Below are 13968 nucleotides of genomic sequence, written 5' to 3'. Positions count from 1 at the left end.
GAGGCAGGCACACTACTCACCATAAACCTGACACCCACCGACCCAGGTTTTTTGCACATTAAAACTACGGTCGAGCAAAATAAAATTCGCTTTGGTTCCAGGAACAATACTTCCGCCCTGCGAACCCAGAAACTGGCAAGGATAGAGGCTTGCCATTCGCAAGGATTCACAGATATCCAAGCCACACCAGTCGCTGATATTACGCACTGCCCCCATCATATCCAGATGCGAACCGGCCAACTCTCCGGTACTTGAAGTGAGCTTATCCCCCTCTCTAGTTACCACCCGATCAAATAACGGAAAGCTCAGCGCATCACTCCCCACCAGGGACATGGCATCAGTCACAAGAAGCAGCTTTCCACGCGGCTTAACCTTGAGCGCCAGAGTAATAGCCTCGGCACTGACATGATGACCATCAGCAATAATTCCGCACCAAGCTTCGTCGCTAACAAGAGCGGATCCCACCATACCCGGCTCGCGAGAATGCAACGGCGACATGGCATTGTACAAATGTGTAAAACCCACTGCGCCAGCCTGCAATGCCGAACGCACGGTTTCACCATCGGCATTGGAATGCCCCAAACACACCCGCACCCCCATAGAAGACAATCGACTGATATCCTCCATGGGCACTGTTTCCGGCGCCAGGGTAACAACCTTAATCCCCAGATCCTCTCGCGCATAAATTTCCCACTCCTCATCGCTAAGAGGACGAATAAATGACTGCTCATGAGTCCCCTTTTTCGGCACGCTAAGATGTGGTCCTTCAAAGTGGATACCGATCACACCGGGTACTTGCTGATGCAGCGCAGCACTAACCGCATTCGCAGCATCCTGCATAATATCGAGACGGTCGGTAATCAGCGTGGGGAGAAAAGCTGTAGTACCGAACCGGGCATGAGCCTCGCCCATTGTACGTAGCCCTGCAACATTGGGCTCTTGGTTAAACAGTACACCACCACCACCATTCACCTGCACATCCACCAGCCCCGGCGCCAATAGGCCCTGTAAATATGTCGCTGAGGACTGCGGGGATTTTCCAATGGAGGCAATGCGACCATCATCGTCGATAATCAGTGACACGTCCTCCAAGATCCGTTCACCATCAAAAAGCTTCTCTGCGACCAGGGCGAAAGCCACAACCTCTCCTTAACACTGAATATTATTTACACCGAAATTTCTGGCAGATTATTACACGGTCTGAGTGACCTTTTTTAGGCCTGCCGGCTCATCAGGATTAATGCCGCGGTTTACTGCCACATGGGCAACATCGATATAAAAGCGCTGCAGCAAAGCAAGGGGGGCGATGCGGGGATGTACTCCTTTGCTCGGCACATGCAGATTGATCAGGCTTGCCCCTCTTTGCACTATGTCATCAATTTGCTCACTGTGCGCCTTGAATGACTCATCCTCAATAGGGACATTTACAACGGTCAGCTTGTCCTCAACAAGAGTTACCGGCCCATGCAAAAATTCTGCACTGGAAAAAGACTCCGCATGGATATTGCACACTTCTTTTAATTTCAGCGCCAGCTCGCGGGTGATGGCATAACCGGGACCGCGTCCGAGCACCACCAGATTCTGCACCGAAGCCAGATCCTCAGGTCTCAATTGTATCTCTGCGCGAACAGCAGCTTCTAAAGTTTCAGGTAGTTTTTCCAAGGCCAAGCGCAGCCTCTTGTCACCACTCCAGCAAGCCACCAGCTGCAAAATTGCCGAAAGCGTGGTCAGGTAACTTTTGGTAGCTGCCACCGCTTTTTCCGGCCCCGCCTTCAAGGGGATCAGTAAATCGACAATATCCTTGATTGGCGCCTGCTCATCATTCACCAAGGCTACCGTATAGGCGCCGCACTCCCTGGCCATCTTCGCCTGAGCCAGAATATCCGGACTGCGCCCCGACTGAGAGATCACCAGCACCAACGCCCCTTCCAATTTCAATCGGCGTCCATACACACTGGAAACTGAAGGCGCCGCAGCAAAGGTGGGCGTCCCTGTTTCTATTTCGATCAGATACTTGGCAAAAACACCAGCATGGTCAGAAGAACCCCGCCCAACAATCATGACAAAGCGTGGAGCTTGAGCTTGCAAACGCTCCCCCAGGCGCTCCATCACTTTCGCATTCGTTTGTAGCTGTTCAGCAACTCTTGCCGGAGCCTCACGGGCTTCGGCCTCCATGATCGTCGTAGTCATTCCATCATTCACTCAGGCTACCCCTCTCCCCGAAACCGGACTCCCGGCAAACTTTTTGGAGGAATCCAACTATCAGTTTATGTGCAGGTAGCACATAAAGAGCGGCTGTTTTAATGGCTGGGGAGGTCATTGTCACTTCTTTTATCAAGCCATTTTCGACTCATTCCCGATAAGCGTGAAAAGCTTCCCAAAGCAGGCCTACACGAGAGAAACAAGCGATTTCACGCCACAAGACGCTTATATCCTAATCATCTATGCTTTCTAATAATTCCCCGGCATCAATCGGGCAATGCCTACAGGAAACAATCGATGACAAAAGCGGGCGGCACGCCAACACACCTTTTCTGGCGAGTTATAACGCTCCTAATCCTATTACAATTTATTAACAGTTGTTCCAGCATCCAATTTGCCTACAACAATGTGGATTACTGGATTCGCTGGAAAGCCCAAAAATATGTAGAACTGGACCGCACCCAAAAAGGTGAGCTGCAGGGCGCCCTTAACAGCTTTTTTCGCTGGCACCGACAGACCCAACTCCCTCGCTACGCCGACTTTTTGAATAACCTAGCAAAAAGGGTCGATGAAGGAGCACTGGAAAAGCCCAACTTGCAACCTATCGATAAGCAGGTCCATCAGTTTTTAGCAGCCGCCAGTGAAAATGCTTACAACCTGATGTTGCCTTTGGCAGCGCAGTTGAGTGAACAACAGATTAATGAACTACAAGGCAATATGTGGAGAAAAGAGCAAAAGAGATTGGAAAAATGGCAACGCTCTCCGGAAAAAGTACAACATAAGCGCGACAAAATTATCCGGAGAGAAAGCATTCGCTGGCTCGGCGCCCTTACCGAAGAGCAAAAAAAAATGATTACCGCCTGGGTATCCAAAATGGAGTACAACCCTCTACAGCGCATCGAGCAACGAAGACTCTGGCAATCCAAAACCTTCGAATTATTGCGTAACAAACCGGAGGGATACCTGGAAAAAATCCGCAGCCTACTGCTCAACCCAGAACAACTCTGGTCGCCAGAATATCGCCAGAATCAGGAACAGCGCCAACAGCAGGCGCAAGAACTGGCCCAAAAAATATTAACCAGTACCAGCCTTGAACAACGCCGACACCTCAGTAAAACACTAAGAGAATACGCGCAGGACTTTCACTCCCTCGCCAACCAATAAAAATACCGAAGAAAAAAGATAAAGCGCACTTATAAGCCAATGCACCCTAAAAAGTAACCTTCAAAAATCGTAACATGGGGCTGACTAAGCCCAGCTCATACTGCTAAGCTCGCCAACTCTAATGACCAGCCAGGGGACTTCACGTGCAAATCGAATCCGCCAGTTTTGACCAGTTAGCCGAGTGGGAAAAAGAGCTGAGCTCCCACTATGAGCGCATCCGTCAACACGAGTTAAATCTGGATATCACCCGTGGCAAACCCTCCACAGAACAATTGAATTTATCCGACAAACTCGACGGTATCCTGTGTAACGATTACCGCGCCGCAGGAGGCACTGACACCCGCAATTACGGCGGCTTAATCGGGCTCACTAGTGCCCGTGAACTTGGTGCGGATATGCTTCAAGTACCCACAGAAGAGGTTATCGCCGCAGGCAACAGCTCCCTAACCCTGATGTATCACGCAGTGCTAACCGGCTACCTGTTCGGCTTTGCCGGCAATACCCCCTGGCGAGAACTGAAAGCCCCCAAATTCCTCTGCCCTGTGCCCGGATACGATCGGCACTTCAGTATTTGTGCACAACTGGGGATCGGTATGGTCAGCATCCCCATGAATGATCAAGGACCTAATATGGACCTTGTAGAAAAGTATATTCGTGAGGACAATGAAATTATCGGTATCTGGTGCGTGCCCAAGTACTCCAATCCCAGTGGTATCACTTACAGTGATGAAACCGTAGAGCGCCTGGCTCAGCTCGGCCAAATCGCCAATCCAGGCTTTCGAATATTCTGGGATAACGCCTATGCTGTACACGACCTTGGACACTATGTCAGTCTCGCCAGCATTCGTGCTGCCACTCTGGAAAATGACACTGTGGACTCAGTGCTTCAATTTGCCTCCACCTCTAAAGTCTCCCATGCCGGAGCCGGTGTCGCATTTGTCAGTGCCAGTAGTGCCAACCTGCAATCCTTGCAGCAACAGATGCAGACCATGACTATTGGCCCAGATAAAGTGAATCAGCTGCGCCACTCACGCTTCTTTACCGAATTCACCACCCTGAAGGAACACATGCGCAAGCATGCCAATATCCTTAAGCCCAAATTTGACTGTGTGCTGGAACACCTGCACAACGGTCTGGCTGAAATGGATCTGGGCCAATGGGAAAAACCTCAAGGAGGGTATTTTGTCTCCTTCAATACCCGCAAAGGCTGTGCCAAGGCCGTAGTCAAGTTGGCAGCAGAGGCCGGTGTAAAACTCACCCCTGCAGGTGCCACTTTCCCCTATGGCAAAGATCCTGAGGACAGCAATATCCGCATAGCACCGAGTTTTCCACCCCTGGAAGAACTCGACACCGCTATGTCGGTGTTTGTACTGTGCGTGAAACTGGCCAGCGTGCGCCAGAAGCTGGAGCAACAGCGAAAGGCAGGATAACCCTCTGAAATGGTTTGGCAGAGAATCAAAAGGGCGGCATTAAAAGCTGCCCTTTTGATTCAGGCAGCGTTTTCGCTTGAGAGATAGCGTCGTGCGAACTTCTCATCGGCTAAATTTAAATCGACCACCACGAGCCCATCAACGGAATCACAAAAGTCTGGATCAACATTGAAGGCGTGAAAACTAGTGCCACCCGGCTTGGTCAGTGCAGCATACTTTTTGAAAAGTGGCGGTAGAACCACCCCTTCTTCACGCAATACCAGTTTTAACTGGCGCATATCCGCAATTGAATCCCCAGAGAGATCTGGCAGAGGTGCACCCGCTTGCAGGAAAGGCAGACGCGCATCGCCCAGTGGGTTTTGCGGAGCAAAATAATGGGAAAAATATCTTACAATTGCCGACTTTGCCCGCACCGAAAATGTTCCCGGCATAGAAACAGGCCCAAATAAATAGCGTACTTTATTGCGCAAGACCCACTGGCCGATAGCACTCCAAAGCAGATCCAGCCCTTTGCCCCTCCAGTATTCGGGCAGTAAGAAACTGCGACCAAGTTCTGCCGAACCCGGCAGGCAATATCGCGGTGGGGAGGGATAATTGAACAGGGTGCTGCTGTAGATCTCATTCTCTGCCAAGCTCTCGGTGCCCGCTATACGGTAGGCGCCCACTATCTGCTGGCAATGATGGTCCCACAGTAGCAAGTGGTCATAGTGCGCATCAAATGCATCCCAATCCCGACTCTGTCCTGTACCCTCACCCACTGCCCGGAAAGCCACTTCACGCGTACGCGCCAGCTCACGCATAACCGGGCAATCCGGCCGCTGCCGATAGAGTCGCACGGAGAAGTTCCCCTGGGAGGTCAGAGCTTCAAAGCTCTCGATTATTTTTTTCACCTCCCCCCGAGACTCAGCAGCGGCAATAAGTTCCGGCCCCAGAGGCGCGGGAGAACGATGCAATTTATAAACATGTTTGCGCCAGAGAGCCGCCTGGGCACGGGGAGTTAGCGGCCAACTGCGGAAGTGCTCCGCTTCCAAGGGGCGGCCAATACGGATATCAATACCACGGCTGGCTTGCTTGAACATTTCTCGAATAAGCCAAAGGGTTGAAAGTGGTTTATTCAGCATCGACAGGCCGTAGAACCACCAGGAATTTCTGCCGAGCACTTGCACCGGTAAGATCGGTGCATTGGCCCTCTCAGCAAAGCGTACAAATCCAGGGTTCCAGCGCCCATCGCGCACCCCCTGGGGGCTTAGGCGTGAAACCTCACCGGCGGGAAAAATAATTACCGCCCCACCCTGGCCGAGATAATCATAAATCCCTTGCACATCGGCACGGCGGGTACGCCCGTTAAAGTTATCTACCGGCAAAAAATATGGACGCAATGGATGAATATTCCATAAAAGGTGACTGGCAATTGCACGCACATCCTTGCGCACTCTGGCAACCATATCGATTAATGCCAGGCCATCCAGGCTGCCCAGGGGGTGATTAGCCACAATAATCAAAGGCCCAGTCACTGGCACCCGCTCCAATTCCGAGGGATTTAACTCATAGCGGAAATTGAGGTCACTAAATAACTGACGAATAAAATCCAACCCTCCCAAGTGAGGGTAACGCCGTCCAAATTCTACAATCTGCTCCTCACAACAAATTTTTTTAAGGGTAGCGGAGACCAATTTTCGTGTGGGCTTTTGCGGCGCTGCGCTGTACCAGGCATTTTTTTGTAACAGTGTTTCAAGCTGAATCATGCGGCCACCACCTCTGTCATTATGCTGGCTATTTTTGGGGCCCGGTACCAATGGAGCAGTTCCAGGCTGCCATCTTGTTGTTCTACCACGGCACTCATCGAGTCGACCCAATCACCACAGTTTGCGTAAGTAACCGTACGCCCACCTCTGTTCTTATTGCGCAGCGCCGGGCGATGAATATGCCCACAGATAATTCCATCCATCCCCTTGGCCTGAGCCTCACCCACGGCGACATTTTCGAAATCGGTCATCATTTGCCTGGCTGCACTCACACGGTTCTTTACTTGGCTGGCCAGAGACCACCAGGGCTTGTTGAAACGACTACGCCAATAATTAATCCAGCGGTTAAATCGCAGCATCAGATAGTAACTGCGATCCCCAATGTGGTAACTGAACGGATTAATTTTGATATTATGTTCAAATTGATCGCCGTGGGTTACCCAGTAACGTTTACCGCTGGCAGCTGTGTGAATCCAATCGCGCTCGATACGAATATTACCCAAACGTTTACCCGCCCAGCTGCGCATGGGGGCGTCGTGATTTCCGGGAATATAAATAACCTCCGGAGTAAGACTGCTTAACTCCGAAAGCATCCCCAACAACATGGAGGATGCCTGACACCAGGTGCCCTTCCCTTTAGAGAGGGCATACATATCGAAAATATCCCCTACCAGGTACACCTTATCGGCACGATTCTGTGCCAAAAAATCCGCCAACCGATGAGGCTCACTGTCTCTACTGCCCAAATGGACATCAGATATCCACAGCGCATGGTAGCGATTGCCCATAGCAAGGCTCCAACCTTTGACCAGTAATCAACTCGCGTAAAGACTGATAACTAGCCTGCTGAGCGCCAACCTATGCCATGCAGTGGAATTTATCGGTCAATAGTTTGCAAGCCGCGAACAGGCGAACGCTTATTAGATATCGATCAAATACCATCAAGGCCAATGATCGCCTGCGCAGTCACTTTGCAGCGATTTGATGACAGTCCAGAGGACCTTTATTGAAGCTTATATTGCAGTGAAACCCGCTAGACTGCGAGGGCTTTAGGCGCCCGAATCAGCCTGGCCCAAGGCCAGCTGATTCGGTAAAGGGGGAGGGTTATTCGGTATCTTGGGGATGGCGAATGGGCGGCGCAAAGGGAAACTTTGCAACTTTATCGCCTTTAACTTCAACAATTTTGCCTGTCCCCTCTTTTTCCACCTCATCGATACGCACAATACTATGCATCGGGATATAGGAACGGGTTACCGAGGCAAACTCGGTTTTTAGCTTTTCTTCACTGGGGTCCACTACCAGCTGGGCCTTCTCCCCGAAAACAAACTCCTCGACTTCAATAAAGCCGTACATATCGCTCTGATAAATCGCCCGGGCATAGAGTTCATACACCTGGCTTTGGTTGTGGAAAATCACTTTATATATCGGGTTGGCCATAAGTCTCTCAGGATGGGGAATACCCCGAAGCTCGAAGTTGTTCAGAAAGCGGGCAAAGCCCGAAAAAGCGCGCAAGAATAGCACAGGTTCTCAACCGCTAATATAGCCATCTATGCAGTGCCGGGTCCTGTCGCTATAATGCCCCACCCGTTTAATTGACCAGTTTTTAATCAGGCACGATATGTCCGATACACCGGCGAAAAAGCTATACATCAAAACCCACGGCTGCCAAATGAATGAGTACGATTCCGCCAGGATGCGCGATCTACTTGGCGAGTCTCACGCTATGGTACCCACCGACGATCCCGAAGAGGCGGACGTTCTCCTGGTCAATACCTGTTCCATTCGCGAGAAAGCTCAGGAAAAACTGTTCCACCAGCTGGGTCGCTGGAGACGCCTCAAGGAAAAAAATCCCGAGCTGGTTATCGGCGTCGGAGGCTGTGTAGCCAGCCAGGAGGGCGAGGCTATCGCCAAGCGCGCGCCCTATGTAGATCTGATCTTCGGCCCGCAAACTCTGCACCGCCTTCCAGAAATGATGGAAACCAAAGAGCAGAAGAATGGCGTGGTCGTTGTAGATATCAGCTTCCCGGAGATCGAGAAGTTCGACCGATTGCCACAACCTGAAGCCGACGGAGCCACGGCTTTTGTCTCCATTATGGAAGGTTGCTCCAAGTACTGCACATTCTGTGTAGTGCCCTACACTCGCGGCGAGGAAGTAAGCCGTCCAGTCGCCGATGTACTGGAAGAAGTTGCACACTTAGCAGAGCAGGGTGTAAGGGAAGTGAACCTACTTGGCCAGAACGTCAATGCTTACCGCGCCGCCGGGGTAGACGGACAGGAAGTGGACTTCGCCGAGCTGATCACCTATGTAGCGGCAATTGATGGCATCGACCGCATCCGCTACACCACATCGCATCCGGTAGAGTTCTCCGATGCTTTGATCGACGTCTATGCACAGGTGCCTGAACTGGTCAGCCACCTGCATCTGCCAGTGCAAAGTGGCTCCGACCGCATTTTAATGGCCATGAAACGCGGACACACCGCGCTGGAATACAAGTCCAAGATTCGCCGCCTGAAGAAAATACGCCCGGACATCTGCCTGTCTTCGGACTTTATCGTGGGCTTCCCCGGTGAAACCGACAGAGATTTCGAAGCTACCATGAACCTGATTCAGGAAGTGGGCTTTGATATATCTTTCAGCTTTATTTATTCCCCGCGCCCAGGTACTCCGGCAGCGGATCTCCCCGACGACACCCCGGAAGACGTGAAAAAAGAGCGCCTGCAGCTTTTGCAAAACCGTATCAACCAGCAGGCCCAGGCAATTGCCCGGCACATGGTAGGTAACACTGAGCGGGTTCTGGTGACCGGAGTATCCAAGAAGGATCCAGGACAGCTGCAAGGACGCACTGAAAACAATCGGGTGGTAAATTTCCGCGCCGATGACCTGGCCCTGATCGGCAAATTTGCCGATGTCCTGATTGAGGAAGCCCTGCCAAACTCCCTACGCGGCACTTTACTCACCTCGGAACTGGAAGAGGACTTATTCTGATCTGAGGCATTGTGACCGCCCTACCCCCTGGCAAGGCGTGCTTTAAAACCACGCCTTGCCACCCAAATTTCCTAATAACACCTCTGAAATTACAAGCTGTAATTAAAATCGGGTAAAGTTAGAACCTATTGGTAGCACCCAAAGCTTTCCTATCTGGGGAAAATGGGTATACCCTAGCTATGAACCCTCTAGATTAAGGTGCCGGAAACCAGTTTGGAAACGCAAACCCTCGCTCAAAGTATTACCCTCGAGCCCAACGATGCTCGCCGTCTCGCCAACCTCTGCGGTCAGTTCGACCAACATCTGCGCCAAATAGAACAGCGACTGGATATTGAGATCCGCAATCGCGGCAATCAGTTCGCCGTCTACGGTGAAGCTAAAAAAGCCAAGGCTGCCTGTGAATTACTTAGCTTCCTGTACAAGGAGACTGACTCCCGGGATCAACTAACCCCCGATGAGATCCACTTAGCCCTGCAACAGGCCGGTGTAGAGGAGCTTCTCCACAAGGGAGAGAAGGGCGAATCCACTGAAGCAGACCAGGTGGTATTGATTCGTACTAAGAAATGCTCTGTGCGTCCCCGAGGTTTGAATCAGCGCAAGTATGTGCATGCGGTTCAGAGTAACGATATCAATTTCGGTATTGGCCCAGCGGGTACCGGCAAGACCTACCTCGCAGTAGCCTGTGCGGTCGAGGCCCTGCTCAAAGACCAAGTGGAGCGCATCTTACTAGTCCGCCCGGCGGTAGAAGCAGGCGAAAAGCTCGGCTTCCTCCCCGGTGACCTGAGTCAGAAGGTAGACCCCTACCTTAGGCCCCTGTACGACGCACTCTATGAAATGCTCGGTTTTGAGACAGTGGGCAAACTCATTGAGCGCAATGTGATCGAGGTAGCCCCCCTGGCCTATATGCGTGGGCGCACCCTCAACAACGCCTTTGTCATTCTCGATGAAAGCCAAAACACCACCCGCGAGCAGATGAAAATGTTCCTGACCCGGATCGGTTTCGGCTCTACAGCAGTGATTACCGGAGACCCTAGCCAGGTGGACCTGCCACGAGGACAGGCCTCGGGGCTGCGTCACGCGGTGGAAGTCCTGGGCAAGGTCAACGGCATCAGCTTTACCCATTTCGGCGCCAAGGATGTTGTCCGCCACCCTCTCGTACAACGTATTGTCGAAGCCTACGATATCCACGAGGCTGAGCGGGATGCCAGTGTCAGCAACAAAGCCGACGAGAATGCCGCCTGAGGTTCCTCCACAGAGTTATGATTGATTTAACCCTTGATGTGCAGCGGGCTAGCCGCTGCACAAACCTACCCTCCGATGAAAAGATCCGCACCTGGGTCATTAACGCTCTGTCCGACCGAAAAGATGAGGCCGAACTGGCAGTTCGAATCGTCGACGAAGAGGAGAGCCAAGCGCTCAACGCGCAATATCGCGGCAAAGATAAGCCGACCAATGTCCTGTCCTTCCAAGCAGACTTTCCCGCAGAGCTGAACCTCCCACTATTAGGAGACTTGGTAATTTGTGCTCCCGTTGTGGAAAAGGAAGCGGAGCAACAGAACAAAACGACTGAGGCGCACTGGGCACATATGCTAGTCCATGGCACACTGCACCTTCTGGGTTATGACCATATCAAAGACAGCGATGCGGAAATCATGGAAAGGCTAGAGACTGGCCTAATGACCCATCTCGGCTTTGCGGACCCCTACACCCCTCTCGATGAGGCGGGATAACGAGGGTTGAAATGAATCTACCCACTAACGATTACTGATTGAAATAGACGAGAGATATTCGGAGCATGGCCACTTCCATGACCACTGACGAGCCCCCAAGTAGTCACTCTTCCAGCAAAGCCAGGTCGAGTGAAAAGAACTGGCTGGAAAGATTGTTTGGTGCATTTTCTGCCGAACCCAAGTCCCGCGATGAACTATTGGACATCATCAAAGACGCCGCTGAAAATCAGCTGGTTGACGCCGAGGCCCTGTCCATCATCGAGGGCGCCCTGGACGTATCCAACCAGCAGGTTCGGGAGATAATGATCCCTCGCTCGCAGATGGTGGTTGTAGGGCTACAGGACAAGCCGGAAACGTTTCTCCCCAAAATTATCGAGTCAGGCCATTCACGCTTTCCTGTCGTCGGCGAGAGTATCGACGATATCCGCGGAATACTGCTAGCCAAAGACCTGCTCCCCCTGCTCCTCAAGGGCGTCGGCGAATTTCAACTCGAAGATATTATTCGCCCGGCCAATATCATCCCTGAAAGTAAGCGCCTCAACATTCTCCTGCGAGAGTTCCGTGAAAACCGCTACCACATGGCCATCGTTATCGACGAATATGGCGGCGTTTCCGGCGTAGTGACCATTGAGGACATCCTCGAAGAAATTGTCGGTGAGATCGAAGACGAAACCGATGAGGAAGAGGCAGATAGCTTTATCCGCCGGGTGGGAGAAAATGACTACATAGTCAAGGCCCTCACGCCGATCGAAGAGTTCAATGAATTTTTTAAATCCGAATTCAGCGATGAAGAATTCGACACAGTTGGTGGTCTGATTATGCAGTCTTTCGGCCACTTGCCCGGTCGCGATGAGGTCACCCGCTTGGGAGACTTCCTCTTCCGGGTGCTCTACGCGGACAGCCGGCAAATTCACCTGCTGCGCGTGGCCCATATGCGTAAACCACCCGATGAAGATTGAGTTAAGCCCCCTCTGGGGCTCTAGCCAAGATTTTCTCGGGTAGGATGCAGCCGCAACGGCGGCTACCGATTAAGCGAGTCTATGCGAAGATTACTTTTACCTGCCGCTGGTGCAGCTGCCGGCGGGCTAATGACGCTCTCCCTGGCCCCTTTCAACTATTGGTTGTGCGGCCTACTTTCTCTGGCGCTTTTTGCCGGGCTATTCCTGTTTGCCTCTCGCGGCAAGCCGCTGCGTGGGCGCACCAGCCTCTGGCTAGCCTTCTGTTATGGGCTAGGCCTTTACGCCACTGGTGGCTCTTGGGTCTATGTCTCAATTACCAATTTTGGCAATTCTTCGCCGCCGCTGGGATTCGCACTCACCGCCAGCTTCGTCGCGCTGATGGCGGCGCTGCTTGCAGCACCGTTCTATTTCCTCGGTCGCTTTACCGCCAACAAATTTAGCTTCGCCCTCGCCTTTGCCGCACTCTGGTTTATCAGTGAGTGGTTCCGCAGCTGGATGTTCACTGGCTTTCCCTGGCTGTTCGCCGGCTATGCCCACTTGGAGACCTGGTTATCTGGCTGGGCTCCGGTGGTGAGTGTCTACGGAATTGGACTTTTTCTGGCCCTCTCCGGTGCGGTCATCGCACTGGCTGCCAGTGGCCGCTTGTCCCCCCTCAAGCGACCGGCCCATATTGTACTAATTGGTGCAGCAATCGTACCCTGGCCCCTCGGTGCTGCCCTAGCCAATATACAATGGACTCAGGCAGAGGGAGGCATCATCACCGTTGGACTGGTACAGGCTAATATTCCCCAGGAGAAAAAGTGGCTGCCGGAGTTTCGTGGCGAGACTATTAGCCGCTATCAGGAGGGTACCCGCACCCTGAGCGAGCGTGATGTCGACGTTATAATCTGGCCTGAAGCAGCGCTACCCATGTTTTACGGCCAGGCTCCGAACCTAATGCAGGCTCTGCAACGCAATGCAGAGAAAACCGGCATTGATCTTATCAGCGGAATTCTCTACGACACCCACAGCCCTGTGGATAACTCTCGCAAAGTCCACAACTCCGCAGCGGTCTTTGGCCGCAGCCCCAGTGTTTACCATAAGCGTCACCTGGTTCCTTTTGGTGAGTATGTCCCACTGGAGGAGCTGATTCGAGGCACTATCGAATTCTTCAATTTACCCACCTCCTTTATTCGCTCCGGACCCGACCAACAGGGGCCACTGAATGCTGCAGGAGCACGTTGGGCTCCACTAATCTGCTATGAAATTGTCTACCCTCGCCTAGTGGCGGATAGCGCTCTCACCTCCCAGGTACTCCTTACCATCAGTAATGATGCCTGGTTCGGTGAATCCATAGGACCGTTGCAACATATGCAAATGGCGCAAATGCGCGCACTGGAAACCGGTCGCTATTTAGTCCGCGGCACCAATACCGGTGTAACCGCGATTGTCGATCCCCGCGGGCTTATCATTGAGCAGCTGCCACAATTTGAGCAAGCCAATATGAGCGGTGACATACGTGCGATGCGCGGCTCAACACCATTTATGCTTGCCGGAATTTTCTCAGTATTTGCCCTGGCACTACCAATGTTGGCGCTGGCTGTAATTCTCAATCGCAAGCGAAAAAACAGCGCTGCCAAGCCGATGACCGGGGGAGTGACCGAATAGTAATGACCTGCCACTGATCACTCTAAAGTGCGCCGCCGAGACACCCCGCATGTGCAGATGACTGCTATGCTGCATGCAATTTACCTGTGAAATTATGGCGGGGAT

12 protein-coding genes are annotated in these 13968 nt (G+C 52.2%); 7 read left to right on the top strand and 5 right to left on the bottom strand.

The window, feature by feature from the left end; genetic code table 11:
- Positions 1-12: 12 nt before the first annotated feature.
- Both nagA and nagB-II read right to left on the bottom strand, forming a co-directional pair.
- A complete protein-coding gene (gene nagA / locus ACJJIT_RS03720; RefSeq protein ID WP_444900021.1) occupies positions 13-1140 on the bottom strand; it encodes an N-acetylglucosamine-6-phosphate deacetylase in 1128 nt (375 codons plus the stop codon).
- Between the two features lie 51 nt (positions 1141-1191).
- Positions 1192-2190, bottom strand: a complete 999-nt coding sequence (nagB-II, locus tag ACJJIT_RS03715; protein ID WP_444900020.1) for a glucosamine-6-phosphate deaminase NagB-II — start codon at positions 2188-2190, stop codon at positions 1192-1194.
- Positions 2191-2499: 309 nt separating this feature from the next.
- On the opposite strand from nagB-II, the gene ACJJIT_RS03710 reads away from it, so the two are divergent.
- Together ACJJIT_RS03710 and ACJJIT_RS03705 are read left to right on the top strand one after the other, a co-directional pair.
- Positions 2500-3366 (top strand): DUF6279 family lipoprotein, encoded by an 867-nt coding sequence (locus ACJJIT_RS03710; RefSeq protein ID WP_444900019.1) that lies wholly within the window; start codon positions 2500-2502, stop codon positions 3364-3366.
- 143 nt (positions 3367-3509) lie between these two features.
- Positions 3510-4796 carry an aminotransferase class I/II-fold pyridoxal phosphate-dependent enzyme gene (locus tag ACJJIT_RS03705; RefSeq protein WP_252083064.1) on the top strand — a complete coding sequence of 429 codons (1287 nt, stop codon included), beginning with the start codon at positions 3510-3512 and terminating at the stop codon, positions 4794-4796.
- Between the two features lie 59 nt (positions 4797-4855).
- Here the strand turns inward: ACJJIT_RS03705 and ACJJIT_RS03700 are convergent, their stop codons facing one another.
- The 3 genes from ACJJIT_RS03700 to ACJJIT_RS03690 form a co-directional block, all read right to left on the bottom strand.
- The gene (locus tag ACJJIT_RS03700) at positions 4856-6541 is read right to left on the bottom strand and encodes a lysophospholipid acyltransferase family protein (protein WP_444900018.1); all 1686 of its coding nucleotides are present in this window, start codon (positions 6539-6541) and stop codon (positions 4856-4858) included.
- Entirely contained in the window at positions 6538-7329 is a 792-nt protein-coding gene (locus ACJJIT_RS03695; RefSeq protein WP_444900017.1) for a UDP-2,3-diacylglucosamine diphosphatase, read from the bottom strand. Before ACJJIT_RS03695 ends, ACJJIT_RS03700 begins: the two co-directional genes overlap by 4 nt.
- Before the next feature lie 316 nt (positions 7330-7645).
- Positions 7646-7978, bottom strand: a complete 333-nt coding sequence (locus tag ACJJIT_RS03690; RefSeq protein ID WP_211214910.1) for a DUF1820 family protein — start codon at positions 7976-7978, stop codon at positions 7646-7648.
- Positions 7979-8159: 181 nt separating this feature from the next.
- Here ACJJIT_RS03690 and miaB point away from each other — a divergent pair, with 181 nt between their 5' ends.
- The 5 genes from miaB to lnt all read left to right on the top strand — a co-directional run bounded on the left by miaB (position 8160) and on the right by lnt (position 13863).
- On the top strand, positions 8160-9527 hold the full coding sequence (miaB, locus tag ACJJIT_RS03685) for a tRNA (N6-isopentenyl adenosine(37)-C2)-methylthiotransferase MiaB (RefSeq protein WP_444883981.1): 1368 nt from the start codon (positions 8160-8162) through the stop codon (positions 9525-9527).
- 213 nt (positions 9528-9740) lie between these two features.
- Positions 9741-10769, top strand: coding sequence for a PhoH family protein (locus tag ACJJIT_RS03680; protein WP_252083068.1), 1029 nt, complete (start codon positions 9741-9743; stop codon positions 10767-10769).
- Between the two features lie 17 nt (positions 10770-10786).
- Positions 10787-11257: an rRNA maturation RNase YbeY gene (gene ybeY / locus ACJJIT_RS03675; RefSeq protein ID WP_444900016.1), complete on the top strand. Its 471-nt coding sequence runs from the start codon at positions 10787-10789 to the stop codon at positions 11255-11257.
- 65 nt (positions 11258-11322) lie between these two features.
- Positions 11323-12216, top strand: coding sequence for an HlyC/CorC family transporter (locus ACJJIT_RS03670; RefSeq protein ID WP_435583622.1), 894 nt, complete (start codon positions 11323-11325; stop codon positions 12214-12216).
- Positions 12217-12297: 81 nt separating this feature from the next.
- Complete coding sequence (lnt, locus tag ACJJIT_RS03665) at positions 12298-13863, top strand: apolipoprotein N-acyltransferase (RefSeq protein WP_444883978.1); 1566 nt, start codon at positions 12298-12300, stop codon at positions 13861-13863.
- Positions 13864-13968: the final 105 nt, after the last annotated feature.

This window comes from Microbulbifer mixtoriginis (SeqCode) (genome assembly GCF_052467515.1).
Note: the sequence above shows the minus strand (reverse complement) of the source record. Positions and strands in the feature narration are given on the sequence as shown.

Coding starts and splice junctions, on each gene's coding strand:
- ACJJIT_RS03700 (WP_444900018.1), bottom strand. CDS start 6,541: ATGATTCAGCTTGAAACACTGTTACAAAAAAATGCCTGGTACAGCGCA.
- ACJJIT_RS03710 (WP_444900019.1), top strand. CDS start 2,500: ATGACAAAAGCGGGCGGCACGCCAACACACCTTTTCTGGCGAGTTATA.
- nagB-II (WP_444900020.1), bottom strand. CDS start 2,190: ATGACTACGACGATCATGGAGGCCGAAGCCCGTGAGGCTCCGGCAAGA.
- miaB (WP_444883981.1), top strand. CDS start 8,160: ATGTCCGATACACCGGCGAAAAAGCTATACATCAAAACCCACGGCTGC.
- ybeY (WP_444900016.1), top strand. CDS start 10,787: ATGATTGATTTAACCCTTGATGTGCAGCGGGCTAGCCGCTGCACAAAC.
- ACJJIT_RS03690 (WP_211214910.1), bottom strand. CDS start 7,978: ATGGCCAACCCGATATATAAAGTGATTTTCCACAACCAAAGCCAGGTG.
- ACJJIT_RS03670 (WP_435583622.1), top strand. CDS start 11,323: ATGGCCACTTCCATGACCACTGACGAGCCCCCAAGTAGTCACTCTTCC.
- lnt (WP_444883978.1), top strand. CDS start 12,298: ATGCGAAGATTACTTTTACCTGCCGCTGGTGCAGCTGCCGGCGGGCTA.
- ACJJIT_RS03695 (WP_444900017.1), bottom strand. CDS start 7,329: ATGGGCAATCGCTACCATGCGCTGTGGATATCTGATGTCCATTTGGGC.